Origin of the sequence: Fundicoccus ignavus, assembly GCF_009659375.1 — a bacterium.
Classification (GTDB): domain Bacteria; phylum Bacillota; class Bacilli; order Lactobacillales; family Aerococcaceae; genus Fundicoccus; species Fundicoccus ignavus.
This window is the reverse complement of sequence record NZ_WJQT01000003.1, coordinates 66,562-85,177: the sequence shown is the minus strand read 5'-3', so window position 1 is coordinate 85,177 and position 18,616 is coordinate 66,562. Positions and strand designations below refer to the sequence as shown.

Below are 18,616 nucleotides of genomic sequence, written 5' to 3'. Positions count from 1 at the left end.
CAATCTAATAATTAGCTTAGTTTCAAAACAAAATACACATAATGTTCACCTACACGACTTGCTTAGTTCCAGTAACAAAGCAATAGGTTTAAATAAGGATTTAATACCTCTCCAATTTTCCAACCCATCCTCTAAGAGTTGCCTCCCTTTTACTATGAACTCACTAGCATAATACGTGATAAATAAATGCCTAAATACAACTTTAGGCTACAAACAGCGAATTCACTACTATTTAGTTATTGGTTGTTTTTTTACGATGACTGAGCTGACAGTATCTTTCATACCAAATATCAATAAACTCTGGTGAAAATGGCCCTTTTTTCTCATCTATCCAACGAACAAGTTCTTGGATATTATATTTAAGAACACGGTCAATTTCAGGTGGATACTGATATCTCCGTCCATGAATCTCATACTCATCAACGTCAAGCAAACGTTTCTCACCGTCAGGAAAGACTTTAATATCTAAATCATAATCGATGTATTTTAACGCCTCATTATCAATCAGATAAGGAGAAGCCAAGTTACAGTAATAAGTCACACCACGTTTGCGAATCATGGCCACAATGTTGAACCAATAATGCTTATGATAATACAAAAGCGCCGCTTCGCGAGTTACCCATCTGCGTCCATCGGATTCAGTTACTAAAGTATGGTCATTACAGCCAATTATGGATTGATCACTCGTTTTTAAAACCATCGTGTCACGCCAAGTTCGGTGCAATGAACCGTCATGTTTATAACTTTTAATAGTGATGAATTCACCTTCTTTAGGTTGTTTCATCACTTGACCCACTTTCTGTTTGTGTGTTTACGATACAGTCAATTAATGACCGATAACTCATACTGTTGTATTATAGCATAGATTTTATTTTATGTGTCATTTACGGCACTTTAAATCTCACAAATTGTAGTTGCGCTATAATTCATTTAATAGGATAATGAAGCTTACGAAGTGGAGTATATTTTGGAGGTATTTATGAAAAAGATTATCTATTTATTTTTGCTAATTATTGGAATTGCGGGTATTTATACATTAATTGACGCTAGACAACTAAAAGAAAGTCATTATTTACTCGAACAAGACACGATTACCGTAAACCTAACAATTGAACATCAGAATAATAAATTAGTGACTTACACCGCTATTACCGACATTGAGTTTTCAGAAGACGCTCGCGATGAAATGGTAGCGAGTGCTGAAGCTACAGTGGAGCAATTCTCAGGTTACTCTGGCGTGACAATGGCTAGTGAAATCGTAGATAACCATATGATTACAACCCAAACGTTAGTTTTCGATGAAATGGTCGCGAGTGAATTAGCTGATGAACCGAACTTAGCAAACTTTACAAATGGTGTCTTAAGTTTCGGTCAATTAGAACAGGCTTTGTTCCAACAAGGTTTTCAACCCGTTAAAGATTAATTAGCTAGTTATCTCAAGGTGCCCTCTTTAATGACGGCACTTTTTTTGTTTAATCCTTTTACAGGCAATCTTTCTCTTTCAATGTTTAAACTCGGCTTCTGAGTTTGATGATTGAAGCCCTCAATGTACAAACTCAACCCGCGAGTTTAAACATTGAATTAGAATTAATCAGAAAACCTCGGACGAAGCCGAGGACTTTAAATTCTGTTTAGCAGTATAACTTGATTATATCGCTTTACTTTTGTTGGAATACTTAACGTAGCTCAGCGAATTGTTTTCCATAGCGGTACAAAGGGCAATCCAACGTTACTAACAGAATCGCTTGCTCTGCCTATTAGTAAAGAAAGCGAAGTAGACAGTTTCAAGCCGATTGAGCTGGAAAAGCACGAACTTCAGTGAGGCTTTGGAAGCGACCACCGCCTTGGGAAAACAATAAGCTGAGCGAAGCACAAAGGCTATTAAATTACTCTAAAACATATAATCCTTATACCATAAAAATAACCGTATCAAGCGAGCTCTTCCTCACTTGATACGGTATTATTTTAGTCAACTGATTGACGGGTTTGTTGCATTTGATAATAGAAGCCTTTCATCTGCATTAAATTGTGATGATTACCTTGTTCAATAATCTTACCTTGATTCATCACCAAGATTAAGTCAGCTGTTTGGATGGTTGATAAACGGTGGGCAATTACGAAACTTGTTCTGCCTTCCATTAAACTATTAAATGCTTCTTGAATTAAAATTTCAGTACGCGTATCAATTGATGAAGTTGCTTCATCAAGAATTAGCATGTGTGGAACTTTTACGAAAATTCTTGCGATGGACAGTAATTGACGCTGCCCTTGCGCTAATGAATCTCCCCCATCCGTTACTAACGTATCGTAACCATTGGGTAATTGACGAATAAAATGATCGGCATGAGCAGCTTTCGCCGCTTCGATTACGAGTTCACGCGTTGCGTTCGGATAACCATAAGCAATATTATCATGAATTGTTCCTGACTTAAGCCACGTTTCTTGGAGCACCATCCCAAATTGAGCCCTTACAGACTCACGTGTGAAATCGGTGGTCGGTTGATCATCCAATAAAATTTGACCGCTATTTAAATCATAGAATCGCATCAATAAATTAATTAAAGTTGATTTCCCGGCACCAGTCGGCCCTACGATCGCAACTCGCATACCTGGTTTAACTGATAAAGTTAAGTCTTCAATTAAAGGTTGGTGCTCAACATAACTAAAGGCTACCTTATTGAAATTGACTTTCCCTTGGATTGTACTGTCATTCAATTTCGCATGGCCAGTTTCAACCTCATCAACTTGATCGATTACATCAAATAATCTTTCCGCACAAGCTAAAGCACTTTGTAATTCGGATAATACATTTGATATATCATTAAATGGTTTCGTATATTGGTTGGCATAATTCAGGAACGTTGTTAATTCTCCTACTGAGAATGTTCCCCTTAGAATTCGTACCGCACCAAAGAAAGTAATCACTGCATAGATCATCGCATTAATAAAACGCGTTGTGGGTGCTGTAATAGAAGAATAGAAAATAGCTTTCTGTGAATTTTCCATATACTCATTATTCGCTTTCACAAAATCTTCCGTCGTTTTTTCATGTGTATTAAATAAACGAACCAATTCCCCTTGTTGAATACTCTCTTCAACAATCTGGCTTTGAACACCACGCGTTAAAGTTTGGTAACGGAAATATTTATAACTTCTATTTGCGATAAAGCGGGCTACCAATAAAGATAATGGAGTTAAACAAACCACTAAAAACATCATCACTAAATCTAATTTTCCCATTGTTATGACCGTTACCACAATTGTTAGAATCCCAACTAAAAACTGGTTAAAAATCATGTTAATCCCGTCGCTTAGTTGCTCAGCATCGGTCGATATACGACTCACTAAATCACCAGTAGAGTGTTGATCAATATAATTCAAAGGAACCGAATGCAATTTATTTAAAACATCCTGACGAAGTCCTTGCACTGTTTCAAAGGTCATCTTATTATAAAGTAATGGGTTTAACCATTGAATGAAGGCATTCAATAGAATGACGATACACATACGCAATAGTATGGGTTTTAAATTATCAAAGTTAACTTGACCTTCTGCAATAACCTGATTAATGGCATTCCCTATTAAAACCGGGATATAAACAGTTAGAGCCACTTGAATAATGGCTCCAAGTAAAGATAAAATTAATAAATGTTTACGATTGAAAAGTAATTGGACAAGGCGTGTTAAGGTTGATTTCTGTTTAATGTTCGTCATCTTAATTTACCTCCAATACTTGTTGCGATGCATGAATTTCACGATACACTTCATTTTGTTCTAATAATTCCTCGTGACTTCCCACACCAATTTGCTTACCTTGTTCTAAAACAACTATTTTATCTGCCTGCCTAATACTGTTTGTACGTTCTGATACCATCACAATCGTCATGTCTTGATAGTTTTCATGCAAAGTTTTTAAGAAGTTAGACTCTGTAACATAATCTAAAGCTGATGTCGCAGCATCTAAAATTAATACTTTAGCAGGCTTAACTAAAGCTCGGGCAATCGTTAAACGTTGACGTTGACCACCAGAAAAGTTACGACCGAATGATTCAACTTCAGCATCTAATTGACCTTTTTTACTTTTAACAAACTCACTTGCCTGAGCAGCATCTAAGGCAGCCCATAATTCTGCTTCGCTTGCTCGAGGATTACCTTGCATTAAATTCGAACGAATCGTCCCTTTAAATAAAGTTGCAGACTGAGGAACGACACTGATTTGATTTCTTAGGTTTTGACGACTCGTCACATCAAAAACCCCCGTATCAAAATACAACTTCCCAGAAGTTGGGTCATAAGTCTTCGTTAATAAACTTAATAAGGTTGATTTACCAGAACCTGTACTCCCTGTAATACCAACAAAATCGCCAGTTTGAATCGCAAAAGATACATCCTCTAACGATGCTTCAGCTGCATCTGGATAAGTAAAGGCTACATCTTCAAAAACGATGGAGTCCCTAGTTTGAGCTGGCTCAGGATTATTGAATTCTGTGTCTTCTAATGGGCGGTTTAAAACATCAACTACACGATTAGCACTCGTTAAACCACGGTTTATCTGCATGACGAACATTGCTATTTTGACTAATTCGACTAAGATTGCTAGTAAATAATTGACTAGTGCAACTAATTGACCTTGCTGCAAAGTCCCCTCATTTACAAAGTGGCCACCTTGCCAAATAATCAGAAGTAACACAATATTCACGATTACATAAGTAAGTGGATTGGTAAAATTTGATAATTTACCTACCTTAATTTGATTAAAAGTTAAACTTTCATTTTGTTCTTTGAATTCTTGTTTTTCTCGATCCTCTTGTCTAAAGGCTCTAATGACACGAATGCCTTGAACCTGTTCGCGAGTCAAGGTAACCAAACGATCTAATTCTCGACGAATTTGAGCATGGACTGGTGTTGTAATATATAAAGAACCAACAACTACTACCGTTAATAGTAGGATCATGACAAGAAAATAACTGGTCATTCTTAAATCAATTTGCATCGCCATAATCATTGAACCTAATACAATAAAGGGTGATCTCAGGAATAATCTAAAGAAAATATTAATTGCGGATTGAATTTGGAAGATATCACTGGTCATTCTTGTCACCAAACTAGCTGGTGTTATGTCGTCGCGCTCAGCTTTCGGTAAATGAATAATGTGTTTGAATAAATCATTCCCAATGCTGCGTGTCACTCCAATAGCTGCTCTTGCGGAGTGATATTGGGCAGTAATCGAGAAAAGAAAACCTGTTAAACCAATTCCGAACATCATCGCAATATAACGAATCACATTGCTTACCTCTCCAGACGGGATGGCCTCATCGATAATGACTGCTACAAACATTGGTATTGTTAGTTCTAATAATGCTTCAATCAGTTTAAAAAAAGGACCGAAGAAGCTCGATAGTCGATAATTTTTGAAATGTACTAATAATTGTTTCATGACTTACCTCTTATACTGTTAAATTTTAATTTTGTTAAGCTTATTGTTGAAAATCTATAAATAGCTTTCCAATGCTTTTAATAATTTCTGCTGTAATGTCGACACAGGCAAATCTCGAATTTGCTTCGGAGATTGCCAACGCATGTTCTCGTTTTCTTGTAAACCAGCTTGATCAATTTTCATCATAAGTGGGACTAATTGAACATGCCAAACACGGTGGCTAAATACATGCTTAACTTTTGGAAGTAAGGTTAATGTGCTCAAATCTCCAAAAGGCATTAACTGCTGATTGATTGTAATCGAAGGTTCAGTCTCAAATGCATAATCATTTAATAGACTATTTTGTTCTGCCCACCAATCACTAAATGGCTCAATCAATTCTTCTTCAGAAACAGCCTCCATTACCACTGATTGTTCTAATAACGGGAAATGCCATAAGCCGGTTAATAATTCTTGCTCATCATGCTTTCTAATTAACCATTCACCTTGCAAATTTTGTACAACATAAGCAATTAATTGATGCTCCGTTGCTTTAACTTTCTTTTTCTTAACTGGATAAAGATGAGCCGTTCCATTCTGATAGGATCGATCAAATTCCTTTATGGGACTAGCTTCAGGATTTAAATTGGCTGGCGTCATAATAGTCGCTCCCATATCCATTAAGGCCTGATTAAAATCGCCTGGTCTTTCAGCATCTATCAATTGATATAAAATGGCTGCAAATAGTTTGCGTGACTTTGGCTGGCTAATATCCGCATCCAATTCAAATAACCTTGCAGTTACACGCATTAAGTTGCCATCAATTGCTGGCTCGACTAAACCAAAAGCGATACTACCGATAGCAGCCGCTGTATAAGGTCCAATTCCTTTAAGACTTAAAAGTCCCTTCATAGTTTGTGGCATGGCGCCTGCATAATCTGCCACAATTTGCTGGGCAGCTATTTGCATATTACGTACCCGCGAATAATAACCTAGACCTTGCCACAGATTTAATAAAGTTTCTTCCTCTGCATTCGCTAGCGCTTGAATCGTCGGTAAAGTCTCAATAAATCTTTCGTAATAAGGAATAACGGTCGCAACCTGTGTTTGTTGCAACATAATTTCGCTAACCCATATTTTGTAAGGGTCGTTGGTATTACGCCATGGTAAATCACGCTTTGTTTCATCGTACCAGGCTAATAAGGTTTGCCTGAACGCTTGAATTTTATCTGTTGACCAGTTTATATCGTATAGACTTGGGTCACCTTGAATATATGTCACACTGCTTCACTCTTTCTAAACTCATTTACTTATTCAAATAACGCTGAATGGTCTGCAATCCATTGATTAATAGCTTCAAAGTCAAATCCCTTGCGGTACAAAGATTCTTTCATTTTATTCTGTAAATCGTAACCAGAATATTTCTTTTGCCGGGTCCGCAATAATTTTTCAGCGGTTTTATTTAACAAGTCGCTTTCCCGTTCTTCTGCATCTTCAAATGAAAATTCTGTTAAGGAAGTTTGAACTAAATCGCGATCGAAACCTTTCTTGAGCAGATATTCTTGTAATTTATTCCTTAACATTTTTGGAGGTAAACTCTTCTTTGTTCGAATAAATTTTTCACCCAGATAGAATAAATTTTCAACTTGTTGGTCCTCTGAATATTCTTCTAATGCTGTCAAAATAGTCGCTTCTGTCAATCCTTTGTTCAAGAGTTCCTGCTTCATCAGACTAGGTCCCTTGCGATTAATTAAAGCATGCGTTCGTACATAACTTTGACCGTAAATTAAATCATTTAAATAATTTTGATCCGACAAGCGCTGAATAACACTCTGTATTAAAGTTTCGTCAATCACTGATTTCTCTTGACTATCTTCAGAATTACTCTGAGCCTCTTCTGAGTTAAAAGCTGGGATCTCTGCTAAATAATCTCTCATCTCCTTAATCGTTCTAAGCCCAAATGACAAGTAATGAATCGCTTTATTATATACTTTGTGATTATATTCCGCTTCTTTGATTTCTACTAATAAGTCTTCTGAAATTTGCTGACCTTTATAAAGTGCAAAATGAATCAGGATAGCTTCTGAAACTCCTATTAAAAATTTGTCTTCAACAAACAAAGAATAACGTTCTTTGTCTTTTTTCTGCCTTTCAATTTTAGAAATAATCATTGAGAACGTCCTTTCTTTTTATACTCTATTACCATAAGCTATATTTCAAAATCGTGCCAATGGAAAGACTCAAAATCTAGCCAAAATATAAATAAAAATCATAGGATTAACATTATATTTTATATAAAAACATTAGTCCTAAGTCCTCTATTATGTTACCATTAGTTAGCAACTAACCCAACTAGAATTTTAAAGCTTTATTGAGGTGATTTTTTGAAAACAGAATATAAAAAAATAGCAGAGGTAGCAGCACTAGCAGGTAGAATTATGCTAGAATCGCATGCTGAAAGCTATCGTGTTGAGGACACAACTCGACGCATCTTGCAGACAAGTGGGTTAAATATTACCGAAGTTATTACTTATACTACTGGTTTATTTATCACATTAGATGATACTGATCCTGAGATTGAACCGATTACTTTAGTCCGACGCATTACAGATCGCGGTAATCATTTAAGAAAGATTTACCGTGTGAATAATATTTCTCGCCAATTAACGAATCAAGAAATTAGTCTTGATGAGGCACGTGATCGATTAATGGTTGTCGACGAAGAAGAATATACAGTTTACAGCAAGGATATGGCAACTATGTTCTTAGTTGTTGCGTTTACAGTCTTATTAGGTGGTAATATTTGGGAAACCCTTTTATCCTTTATTGCTGGTGTTATCGTCGCCCTTTCAAGAATTGGTAAAGAGAAGATTGGTATGAATGAATTTATTTATGGGATATTTTCTACGACTATTACGTCATTTGTCATAACGTCCATTGTTCAATTACTTCCTTATAACCTTTCAAGCGATGTTATTATTATTGCCGCTTTGATGCCTCTCTATCCTGGGACTGCATTCACCAATGCAATTCGTGACATGTTAAAAGGAGATTATAATTCAGGTGTTGCTCGTATTGCAGATGCTTTAGTGGTTGCGCTCAGTTTAGCGCTCGGAGTAGCTCTGGGTCTATCTCTTGTAAGGGTGGTGTTATAAATGGGGTTTGTTATTCAAGTTATCGGTGCTTATATAGCGACCATCACCGCTGCTATTACCGTTGAAGCACCTAAATCTCTTATTATGAAAACGGGTATTCCTGGAGCTGCAGGTTATATTGTTTACTTATTAGCGATCGATTCGATGGATGCAAGTTTGGCAACTTTCTTTGCAAGTATTTTAATTGTTATTATGGGACAAGCGTCTGCACGCTACTACAAAGCGCCGGTAACAATTTTCTATATTCCCGCCTTCTTCCCATTAGTACCCGGTTCTGCTATGTATCATACTGCCTTCCACTTTATTAATGGTGATTCACAATTAGCTGCTTTGAGTTTCGTTCAAGCCATATTAATTGCTGGTGCAATTGCCCTGGCTATTTTTCTAGTGGACTCTTCACTTGAAATCTATAAATTCTTAAAGAATAAACGTGAACAGATATAAGTAATATTTATATAAAGTGAAAAAAGACTAGAAGAAGCAATGTGTTTTTGATATATTATAAGCATAAAATATTTAATGGAGGAATTTCCGTTGGATCAAACGATTGATTTAAATGTCGCTGTCTATGACGTCGTGAAAAAGAATCCTGAAGTGATTGATTTATTAGTAGAATTAGGCTTTAAGCCTTTGAAAAATCCAATGATGTTAAACTCAATTGGACGTACAACTACCATCAAAAAAGGGGCAAAATTGATTGGCCTTTCTTTGGATGAAATCAAACAAACTTTAGAGTGGAATGGCTATATTGTTAAAGACAATTAGTTTTAGAAACGCTGATATTCTTTCATGCAGTCCGTAATAATTGTTACTTTAGTCCATATCGATTGAGGAGTTAAACCATGTATAAGCACATCTTACTTGACTTAGATGATACAATTTTAGATTTTAATGCTAGCGAAACTTTCGCTTTTCAGAAAGTCGCTGAAGATTTAGGTGTCACCTATTCGGAAACTTTGTTAGACCATTATAAAATCTACAATCAAAGTTTATGGCATAAAATCGAGAAAAATGAATTGACCAAAGCCGAGCTGATGACGCAACGTTTTCCTGGCTTCTTTAGTCAGTATGGTATTCATAATCTGATTGGACAAGAGATTGATGACTTATTTCGAGATTACTTAGCAACTGGTGCACATGTAGTTCCAGGCGCACAACAACTACTAATCGATTTGAAAAAAGCAGGTAAACAAGTATATGCCGCTTCAAATGGTATATACACTACTCAAATTAGCCGTTTAGAACAAGCAAACCTAATCGAGTATTTCGACGAATTGTTTATCTCTGAAAAACTTGGTTATAATAAACCACATGCGGGATTTTTCGAACAAGTTTTCAAACAACTTGAACCGGCTTCATTTGATTCAAGTATTATGGTTGGAGATAGTCTTAGTTCAGATATTAAAGGGGCCAATGCTGTTAAGCTACCAGTTGTCTGGTTTAACCCTAATAATATATCTGCACCAAAGGATTTAACAATTGATTATCAAATCAGTGACTTAACGCATTTATATGACATCCTTGATTTATAGAAATTTTCCATAACATACAGAAAGGTTACGTGTTATGACGCTTTTGTTAGATATATTGCCTTTTATCTTAATCGGAATTATCGTTGTATCTGTTATTGGAATCATAGGCTTTTTAAAAATTCCGAAATTCCAACGTTCTGATTTACAAAATATAGGCATGCTTACTAGTAGTTTAGTCGTTATTCTATCACTCGTATTCTTATTACAATGTTTCCGAGGAGATTGGACTAGTTTTTAATGAAAAGGTAAACAAGAACAGTTATTGAGTTCGCTTGAGCGTCTCATAACTGTTTTTTTGTATTATAAGATTAATATCATTCAAGCTTCGCTTAGTAATCCAACAAAAGTAAGGCTGTATTATCAAGTTAAAACTTGTAAATATAATTTAATGGTTTTGGTCTCGTTCAAAGTTTTCTTGAAATATCAGATTATAGCTGATTAAATTCTGTCTATGTATCGATCATCTTATTGGTTTACCATGGCTATAGAAAATTCAAATGTTTAGGAATGTTATAAGTTAGTATTTTGACAGTGGTTGCTTTAAGTACGATTTACAAATTTGATACAATATAATGTTCACTACAAGTCAATTTGGTATACAATTAAGACATATAATGAAGTAGTTAGGCGGTGGCAAATGAACTTAAAATACTTAACGTATCGTTTAATCAGTTTAATCGTATTATTGATGTTATTCCCAATGAGTTCTATTAGCACAAAAGCAACCACAGCCACAATATGGCTGTTGACAGATATTCATCATTTTTCTCCTTCTCTCTTTGACGAAGGTAGTAAATTGCAAGAAATGCAAAATCAATCAGCTGGTGTTGACTTAAGGTATAGTAGTCAAAGATTGTCTTCCTTACTCCAACAAATAGAGCAGGAATCCCCTTCTGTTTTACTGGTTGCCGGTGATTTAACATTAAACGGAGAATATCAAAGTATGACTGAAATCAGTTTGTTTTTCCAAGCAGTTGAAGCGCTCGGAACTGATGTATATGTTATTCCTGGTAACCATGATATAAGTAATGCTTTTGCTTCGAGTTATATTGGAGATCAAATTATACGGACACAGCAAGTGTTAGCGAATGATTTTGAACAATTATTTGCGGATTTTGGTTATGATGAAGCAATCAGTCGAGATAAAGATAGTCTAAGTTATGTCATTAATTTAAATGATGATTGGCGCCTTTTTATGCTGGACTCTAATATTTATTCTAAAGGAGCTGCAATGTATGCTCCTAAAACCAATGGCAACCTTTCAAATTCAACATTAAACTGGTTACGAAAACAGCTAATTGACTTAGAAACTAGTCATCAAAAGGCATTGGTAGTGATTCATCACAATAGCTTAATTCATTTCTCTGCCCTGCATCAGCAATTTACACTTGATAATGCTGATGATTTACAGGAACTACTCGCAGAATTTAATGTGCCATTGACTTTATCTGGTCACTTACACGCTCAGCATATTACAACTGAACAAATAACAGAGTCAGCCAGCCTAACAGACATTGTAACCGGTGCTTTTGCTGTGTATCCTAATCCATTCGCTGAAATCACCATAGATAAACAACAATTTCAGTATGATTTTCGTACGTTAGATATGGATAGTTGGTTGGCAGATCAAGACAACTTAAATAAAGACTTAGTCGCTTATCATCAATATATGCTTGATTTGTTTAGCGCTACCTCCAATCAAGTCGCCTTAGATAATATAATTGTTGGACATGCTTATTCTGAAACCCAGAAACAGAATACTTTGGATATGTTTAGAGAAGTAAACTTAGCAACTTTTACTGGCAATATGCAAGCCGAATACACAGGAATTATTGAGCGCTATGGAGAGTTAATTGAGGAATTAGCCGAATATCAAAACGACTTTTTTATTTCAAATGTACTCGAAATGCTGGATATGCATACGGAAAATCATCGTCAACTTGATATCATTTGGTAAGTGTTGTTAAGCATAACCGGTCAGCGTAGCTGATACGACGATCAATAAATAAAGCGAAGTAGACAGAGCCTAGCCGATTGAGTTGGAAAAGCCCGAGCCTCACGCATACTCGTTAGGCTTTGGAAGCAACCACTGCCTTGGAAAACAATAGGCTGAGCGAAGTACAAAGAATGCTAAATCAACACTAAACTTTTAATTCTTATACTAAAAGAAAAAATAACCCAAGTGACTTTTCTAAATCACTTGGGTTTATCTTTATTTAATATCGATTATAATCTTCTTAAAATCGCTTGAAGGATATAATGAGCGAAATAATATACAGCTTTAGGTAAAGGTAATTTTTCTAAATTACGATAGGTATTCCAAGTTCTTTTTAAAGCGCCAATTCGATCACTTGAAATTGAACCTTCAACTTGTCGATAATAATTTAAAACTTTATCTAAACCGTAAGCTACCACTTGTCTTTCTCGCATTAACTTTAACCAAGTAGCAGTATCCTGTCCTTTACGCACGAGTGGCATTCTGAAATCTCCAGTTTGCATGCGATCAATCACTACTGTTGAACAGGCAATCGCTGTATTTTTTAATAAACCCGAGTAGTCTAGTTTTAAAGGCAACTTTACAGCATCCTTTACGACGACTCCAGATTCTGAAACTAGAGCAAAGTTAGTATAACTAAACGCAATATGTTGACTTTGCATGAAGTCTAATTGGTCCATCAATTTAGAAGGGGCCCAACAGTCATCACTATCAACAAAAGCAATATACTGTCCTCTGGCTGCCTCAATTCCTGCATTACGCGCTACAGCTGCCCCACTATTTTCTTTTAAATTTATAAGTTTAATTCTTGCATCTTTTGCTACATAATCTTCGACAATCTTAACACTATTATCTGAGCTGCAATCATTTACTAGAATGAGCTCCCAATCTTGATAGTTCTGATTAGTAACACTATCAATCGTTTCACTAATAAAACGTTCAGCATTATAAACAGGTGTTATGATTGAAACTAAATTCAATTGCATTTCTACTGACATTTCTTCACAACCTTTGGTAGTTCTTTTTAGTTAAATCACATGAATTATTTTAACTGGAACATGATATAGTTCCGCTAAAATTGCTTGTTCTTGATACCAAACTTTGTCAGTATGGTTACTATGAATTAATAGTACGATTTCTTCTGGTTTCACTGTAATTTCTGACAGTTCTTGTAATGCACTGACAATGAGTAATCCTTCGAAATCTGCATCAACTAGTACTGGTTGCATTACAGCTTCAGTATTAGTTTGAGATACGATTACTCGATTTTCCATAACCGGCACACGTAAAAATTCTCTTAATGCATTAGCATGATTTTCTTTTTGATGATCATATAGTAAATGGTAATTATCCACTGACCAAGCATAATCAAATCCATAAGTTATTTTCTTTTTAGCCAGTCTGAATAGGAAGATTAGTATTAACGTCAATATTCCTCCTACAATAAAACCTGCTACTCCATATATCACATAAGAAGGGGCACCTGGACTTTTAAATGGATTTAATGTTTCAGAAGTTGCGAGTGATTTATAAATTTCTAATGGCAGTAATTCATCTAAGGTTGGTTCCGTAATAATCGAAATCGAATTGTTGCCTAAAAATGCCAACTCTCCTTCACGTAAGATATCTGCATATGCTTGTGCAATAGCCAAGTTCTCTTCAGCACTTCTACCCACTAAAAATCGAATGGTAAAGATATTACTGCTTGAATCTCGGATACTTGCTAATCCTCCACGAAAGCCTCCGGTTTTATATAAGCCCAATTCTTTCTCTGCTTCACGCCACTGAGAAAATTCAATACCGGTTTTTTCTTCCACTTGCTTAATTATAGTTGGATTACTAAAGTACTCATCAAAGATATGACTATTTGTATAAATACTACCGTCTTCCATTGTAACAATCATTTCTAGCGAAGCGGGTGTTTGATTATAAACTTCTGTTAAATACTCATAAGCAACTTGCGTTTCCTCTTCAGTAAGCGTAGATAAGAAATAGCGCCCTCCCATTGCCAGAATCGCAACTAAAACTGCTCCTAGAATAATTCTCAAAATATAGTCTTTAACAAATCGCCATAATTCGCGAATAATAGTTAATAGGCTCATAGATATACCTTCTCTTTCCATTTATTTACATAATATCCAGATAGTTTTCCAACTACCTTTTTGTCACTGACGTTTCTTTTAAGCTCACAACATTTTACAAAACTAATAATTAATCCAAAAAATAACCAATGCCATTCAATTAACATATTATTGGCACTTGTTATACTTGCGAATATAAATATAATCATAAAACTAAACAGTACATGAGCTGAACGTGCGCTCGCTTTACTTGAACGTAACGCAAACTGATAAAGCCTAATGAGTAACAATCCATAAGCTAATACATAAACCAAAAATGCGATGAGTCCATGACCTACTAATATTTCCAACCACCAATTATGCATATTGACAATTAGTTGTTGTCCATCAGTTGTCCAAAAAGCATTTTCTAGCATCCACGTCTCAACATTACCTAATCCTACACCTAGTCCAAATGTTTCACCCAAAAAGAGTAACCCATTCCGCCACAAATTCATTCTTACAGTATCTCCAGATAATTGTTGATACTGATGACCAAAGTAAAACAAGTCCGTTACTTTAGTAATTAATGATGGTTTCAACCACAAGATGCTACTAACACCTACAACTGCAGTTAAGCCAAGCATAAGATAATGTTTAATTTTGAAATCTAGACGTATATAACTAAAAGCGTGAATAATAATAAAAATAAACAGACAGATTAATGATAACCTTGATCCACTGCGATAAATGAGATAGCTCGCCGCCATAAAACTAAGCGCATAGATTATTCTTCTCACATTAGAACGACTGTAATAATACATAATTAAGCACATTGCTATGTAAGCTAATAACATTGTCGCAAAGTCATTCTGGTTTTCAAAATGAGTAATCGGAATTCTCGTTCCGGGTTGCGACGTAAAAGTATGATACTTATCTAATTTATTTAAATCAGCAAATACATAGACGTTCGTAAGTATTTCGAAAAAGCCCCAAACAACTAAGCCAGTTGAACTAACCCAGGCCGCTGACAGTAATCTTTTCCATGTATACAAATCATTTACCCAAAAGTACAAAGCAATAATTCCAGACATGCCAATAGACATTAAAAATAAATGTTGGAACCAGCCTTTTAAACTCACCGCCCACAGTATAGAAGACGAGGCTAAAATCCACCAAGTAATAAAACAGACCAGTACGTTTGTCGCGGTACTATTCGCTAAAACTTTTAATTGTTGTTTAGGACGCGTCACTTGATAAATTAATAAGGGAATCGTACAGAGCGCAAATATTCGATAAATCGTCACTTGAGCAACTGGTGTTTGAATAGCAAATATTTCAGTACCTAGAAATACGCTACACACTAGTATCAATAAATAGACGTACATTTGTCGACCTATCCTTTCTTTAATATTAAGTGAAATCCCACTCATTCGGATTTTGTTTAATTGCTAGCATGTCTGTGACTGTTCCCCATTGAATAACTAAACAGATTAAGCCGATTGCAAACGTAATTCCGACACGATATTGAATGTCAAAAGCATTTAAACCAGCTGCAATTGTCATTAAAATAATTGTTAAAATTTGTTTGCGTTGACTAAAACCAAATCCAGTACGATTTGAGAAATAAGTTCTTGATAGATATAACATAATGTATGAACCACACGATGCAAAAGCCGCACCAATTGCACCATATTGTGGAGTTAACAAATAATTGATTAACAAACTTGGTACCAAGGCAGCTAAACTAACAAATATATTCAAATATGTTTTCCTTGAGAAAACAATTCCCAATGTTGTTGTTTCGGATAAAGCGTACATTAAATGTGGGAAACTTAAGAGTCCAATCAAATATTTAGAACCTTCATAGCCCACGAACAACATCACAATCGGTCTGAATACCAGTAAGCCAAAGAAAATAGCTGTTAAAATAAATAACAAAGCGTCACTAATAAATTTAAAGTGTTTAATATCTTTATCTTCTTCATACCAACGGTACGCAGTCGGAACCCAGAAACTTGCAAATGCAGTTTTTAATATTCCGATAATACTCACTATTTTCATAGCACCACCATAGACACCCAACTCACTTAACGTACTATAATTTCTTAGCATCGTGGTATCTACTGAATTTAGTATTGAATTTAAAGACGCTGATAACATGAGTGGAATACCAAAAAATAACATCGTTTTTAGTAACTTTGGATCTAATTTAAACTGACTTACATTCAAGAATGAACGATAGTTATAAAATAAAATGGCATCACCCAGTAATTGTCCGAATATTAAGCCAAATACGACAACTCTAAAATCTCTCATGCCAAATAATATTAATAGAATTGACACGATAAAGACATTAATTTTCAATAATACCGTGTATTTTGAATACTCGATTGCTTTTTCTTCCATTCGAATCGTTAATAAAATAAAACGTTCAATAACTGTAGCAAGCACCCATACGCCACTTAACCAAACAATATAAGTATACTCTGGACTATCAAACAACCAATTTGATATGGGACTAGCAAACATAATGGTTACCATAAACATTAAAATCCCGACAATCATCGGTAAAAAAGCTGCCTGTTGAAATAAATTTTGTTTATCTTTATAACGATTATATTCTCTCGTATAACTTTGATCTAATCCGATATACAAAAAATTAGGTATGTTAACAATTAATGTACTAAAAAGCGTTGAAATACCATATTCTGCTTCTGAAAGTAAGGTCGTTAGAATCGGTATCTGTATTAAGGAGATGACTGCTCCTAAAATTGGCCCTAAACTAAAACCCATCAACCTTTTTAAAAAATGTTTCATAAAGTTCTCCTATCTATATCAACTTATAGTCGATAGCTAGTTATCTCTTAACTACGAAAAGTATGACATAATTTGTACAATTATACCATAATCAGCCTATTTAACCACGGTGTCCTCAATGGTATTAATGGGCAATGCGACAAAATATCCACTTCTAACATTTAATATCGCTAAATGTTAGTAAGTGGATATTGTTTTCTGATTCTTAAATTACTCCGTTGCCGGTGGAGCGGTGTTAGCTTCAGGCGCAGTCGGTGGAGTTACAGATTCACTCGGCACTTGAGGAACTTCTGGTTCCACAGGCGGCTCAGGTAAATTTGGAACTTCTGATTCAACAGGTGGTTCAATTGGTTCGATTGGTTCGATTGGTTCCACAGGTTCAACTGGCTGAGATGGCTCTGGATTCGGCACTTCTGGCACAGAAGATGTCGGTGGCACGTAACTCGATTCTGGATAAGTAGGTGCAACAGGAACCGTATTATATTCATTTTCACGAATCGATTGTAAGGAATCTTGAGAACTTTGAAGTTCCGCTAATTGCTCACTGGTTAAACCGCTTGGATACTGATTTAAAACAATAGATAATGTTTTTGTCGCATTTGATCCGTTCTCACCAATTGGATCAATCAAATCCGCAAATCCTATTGGAGCTAGACCTGAGTGCTGGCGTATCTCGTTCGCAACCTTGACGCGTGAATTTAATGGAATATAGAAATAGAATATCTCATCTAAATACATATCTTCAAGCGATTCAAAGGAAATTGAACTAATATTCTCTAAAGCTGGAATATAATCTTGCGCGATACTTACTGCATTTGTTAAATCAACATTTGTTTGAACATTCGACGCCACTACTTTTAATATTTCAGGGTAAGTCGTTAAAGTATCTAATGATAATACCTTATCAATGACTGCTTTAATCACAATCTTTTGACGATTTTGGCGACCAACTTCTCCCTCTGGATCGTCGTAACGCATTCTAGCAAAGTTCATCGCTTTTAATCCATTTACCTCTCGAGTTTCTCCTTCGACAAATCCTGTTCCGCGGTATTCAAAAGTCAATGGACTTGTTACTTCAATACCACCAATCGCATCAATCAATTCGGTTAGACCGTCCATATTGATGACTGCATAATAATCAATCGGTACATCTAAAAAATCTTGAACTGTTTCAATCGTTAATTGAGCACCACCATATGCATAAGCATGATTAATTTTATCTGGTGTGTCTACACCGTCAATTAAAGTCATTGCATCACGAGGTATACTCAATAATTTTGTACTTTTTGTTTGTGGATTTAAGGAAACTAGTATCAGCGTATCAGATCGACTTACATCACCATTATTTTCCGTTCTTTCAACCGAACCGTCAGTACCAATTAATAACACATTTATTGGATCACCTTCGGCAATGTCAACTTTAGTTTGACGGATACTTTTTATTTCGACATCTTGTGAAACATTATTAAGTGTCTCATTAATATCATTCACTGCTTTACCAGCTACTGCGGCTGTTATTAATACTAACAGCACTAAGATATTACGGATTAGCTTCCAATAACTAAAGTTTCCTTCTGCGTTTGTAAAATATTTCTTCATGTGGTGCCTTCACTTCCCTACCTAGTACAAACGACAAT

The 18,616-nt window shown here is 35.5% G+C and carries 16 protein-coding genes; 6 read left to right on the top strand and 10 right to left on the bottom strand.

Annotated elements, in window-relative coordinates; translation table 11 throughout:
• Window positions 1-232 precede the first annotated feature (232 nt).
• The gene (gene ntdP, locus GF867_RS03600; protein WP_153831749.1) at window positions 233-784 is read right to left on the bottom strand and encodes a nucleoside tri-diphosphate phosphatase; all 552 of its coding nucleotides are present in this window, start codon (window positions 782-784) and stop codon (window positions 233-235) included.
• Window positions 785-979: 195 nt separating this feature from the next.
• On the opposite strand from ntdP, the gene GF867_RS03595 reads away from it, so the two are divergent.
• A complete protein-coding gene (locus GF867_RS03595) occupies window positions 980-1,423 on the top strand; it encodes a DUF1307 domain-containing protein (protein ID WP_153831748.1) in 444 nt (147 codons plus the stop codon).
• Window positions 1,424-1,965: 542 nt separating this feature from the next.
• Here GF867_RS03595 and GF867_RS03590 read toward each other — a convergent pair.
• The 4 genes from GF867_RS03590 to GF867_RS03575 are packed head-to-tail and all read right to left on the bottom strand — an operon-like array spanning window position 1,966 to window position 7,587.
• A complete protein-coding gene (locus GF867_RS03590) occupies window positions 1,966-3,714 on the bottom strand; it encodes an ABC transporter ATP-binding protein (protein ID WP_153831747.1) in 1,749 nt (582 codons plus the stop codon).
• A gap of 1 nt (window position 3,715) precedes the next feature.
• Window positions 3,716-5,437 (bottom strand): ABC transporter ATP-binding protein, encoded by a 1,722-nt coding sequence (locus tag GF867_RS03585; RefSeq protein WP_153831746.1) that lies wholly within the window; start codon window positions 5,435-5,437, stop codon window positions 3,716-3,718.
• Between the two features lie 54 nt (window positions 5,438-5,491).
• Window positions 5,492-6,697, bottom strand: coding sequence for an A/G-specific adenine glycosylase (gene mutY / locus GF867_RS03580; RefSeq protein WP_311454064.1), 1,206 nt, complete (start codon window positions 6,695-6,697; stop codon window positions 5,492-5,494).
• Between the two features lie 29 nt (window positions 6,698-6,726).
• On the bottom strand, window positions 6,727-7,587 hold the full coding sequence (locus GF867_RS03575; protein WP_153831745.1) for a RecX family transcriptional regulator: 861 nt from the start codon (window positions 7,585-7,587) through the stop codon (window positions 6,727-6,729).
• 213 nt (window positions 7,588-7,800) lie between these two features.
• Here GF867_RS03575 and GF867_RS03570 point away from each other — a divergent pair, with 213 nt between their 5' ends.
• The 5 genes from GF867_RS03570 to GF867_RS03550 all read left to right on the top strand — a co-directional run bounded on the left by GF867_RS03570 (window position 7,801) and on the right by GF867_RS03550 (window position 12,060).
• Entirely contained in the window at window positions 7,801-8,571 is a 771-nt protein-coding gene (locus GF867_RS03570; RefSeq protein ID WP_153831744.1) for a threonine/serine exporter family protein, read from the top strand.
• Window positions 8,572-9,015: a threonine/serine exporter family protein gene (locus GF867_RS03565; protein WP_153831743.1), complete on the top strand. Its 444-nt coding sequence runs from the start codon at window positions 8,572-8,574 to the stop codon at window positions 9,013-9,015.
• Window positions 9,016-9,105: 90 nt separating this feature from the next.
• Window positions 9,106-9,336: a DUF1858 domain-containing protein gene (locus GF867_RS03560; protein ID WP_153831742.1), complete on the top strand. Its 231-nt coding sequence runs from the start codon at window positions 9,106-9,108 to the stop codon at window positions 9,334-9,336.
• Between the two features lie 77 nt (window positions 9,337-9,413).
• Window positions 9,414-10,103: a YjjG family noncanonical pyrimidine nucleotidase gene (locus GF867_RS03555; protein WP_153831741.1), complete on the top strand. Its 690-nt coding sequence runs from the start codon at window positions 9,414-9,416 to the stop codon at window positions 10,101-10,103.
• Window positions 10,104-10,740: 637 nt separating this feature from the next.
• Window positions 10,741-12,060 (top strand): metallophosphoesterase, encoded by a 1,320-nt coding sequence (locus GF867_RS03550; RefSeq protein WP_153831740.1) that lies wholly within the window; start codon window positions 10,741-10,743, stop codon window positions 12,058-12,060.
• Between the two features lie 269 nt (window positions 12,061-12,329).
• Here the strand turns inward: GF867_RS03550 and GF867_RS03545 are convergent, their stop codons facing one another.
• The 5 genes from GF867_RS03545 to GF867_RS03525 form a co-directional block, all read right to left on the bottom strand.
• A complete protein-coding gene (locus tag GF867_RS03545) occupies window positions 12,330-13,097 on the bottom strand; it encodes a glycosyltransferase family 2 protein (protein ID WP_253940718.1) in 768 nt (255 codons plus the stop codon).
• Between the two features lie 30 nt (window positions 13,098-13,127).
• Window positions 13,128-14,201 carry a YveK family protein gene (locus tag GF867_RS03540; RefSeq protein ID WP_153831739.1) on the bottom strand — a complete coding sequence of 358 codons (1,074 nt, stop codon included), beginning with the start codon at window positions 14,199-14,201 and terminating at the stop codon, window positions 13,128-13,130.
• Window positions 14,198-15,547 carry an O-antigen ligase family protein gene (locus tag GF867_RS03535; RefSeq protein WP_172973948.1) on the bottom strand — a complete coding sequence of 450 codons (1,350 nt, stop codon included), beginning with the start codon at window positions 15,545-15,547 and terminating at the stop codon, window positions 14,198-14,200. The genes GF867_RS03540 and GF867_RS03535 overlap by 4 nt, the downstream gene beginning before the upstream one ends.
• 25 nt (window positions 15,548-15,572) lie before the next feature.
• On the bottom strand, window positions 15,573-16,979 hold the full coding sequence (locus GF867_RS03530) for a lipopolysaccharide biosynthesis protein (RefSeq protein WP_153831737.1): 1,407 nt from the start codon (window positions 16,977-16,979) through the stop codon (window positions 15,573-15,575).
• Between the two features lie 210 nt (window positions 16,980-17,189).
• Window positions 17,190-18,578, bottom strand: coding sequence for an LCP family glycopolymer transferase (locus tag GF867_RS03525; protein WP_153831736.1), 1,389 nt, complete (start codon window positions 18,576-18,578; stop codon window positions 17,190-17,192).
• Window positions 18,579-18,616 lie beyond the last annotated feature (38 nt).

Coding starts and splice junctions, on each gene's coding strand:
- GF867_RS03585 (WP_153831746.1), bottom strand. CDS start 5,437: ATGAAACAATTATTAGTACATTTCAAAAATTATCGACTATCGAGCTTC.
- GF867_RS03540 (WP_153831739.1), bottom strand. CDS start 14,201: ATGAGCCTATTAACTATTATTCGCGAATTATGGCGATTTGTTAAAGAC.
- GF867_RS03535 (WP_172973948.1), bottom strand. CDS start 15,547: ATGTACGTCTATTTATTGATACTAGTGTGTAGCGTATTTCTAGGTACT.
- GF867_RS03590 (WP_153831747.1), bottom strand. CDS start 3,714: ATGACGAACATTAAACAGAAATCAACCTTAACACGCCTTGTCCAATTA.
- GF867_RS03565 (WP_153831743.1), top strand. CDS start 8,572: ATGGGGTTTGTTATTCAAGTTATCGGTGCTTATATAGCGACCATCACC.
- GF867_RS03525 (WP_153831736.1), bottom strand. CDS start 18,578: ATGAAGAAATATTTTACAAACGCAGAAGGAAACTTTAGTTATTGGAAG.
- GF867_RS03595 (WP_153831748.1), top strand. CDS start 980: ATGAAAAAGATTATCTATTTATTTTTGCTAATTATTGGAATTGCGGGT.
- GF867_RS03555 (WP_153831741.1), top strand. CDS start 9,414: ATGTATAAGCACATCTTACTTGACTTAGATGATACAATTTTAGATTTT.
- GF867_RS03545 (WP_253940718.1), bottom strand. CDS start 13,097: ATGTCAGTAGAAATGCAATTGAATTTAGTTTCAATCATAACACCTGTT.
- GF867_RS03530 (WP_153831737.1), bottom strand. CDS start 16,979: ATGAAACATTTTTTAAAAAGGTTGATGGGTTTTAGTTTAGGGCCAATT.
- GF867_RS03550 (WP_153831740.1), top strand. CDS start 10,741: ATGAACTTAAAATACTTAACGTATCGTTTAATCAGTTTAATCGTATTA.
- ntdP (WP_153831749.1), bottom strand. CDS start 784: ATGAAACAACCTAAAGAAGGTGAATTCATCACTATTAAAAGTTATAAA.
- GF867_RS03575 (WP_153831745.1), bottom strand. CDS start 7,587: ATGATTATTTCTAAAATTGAAAGGCAGAAAAAAGACAAAGAACGTTAT.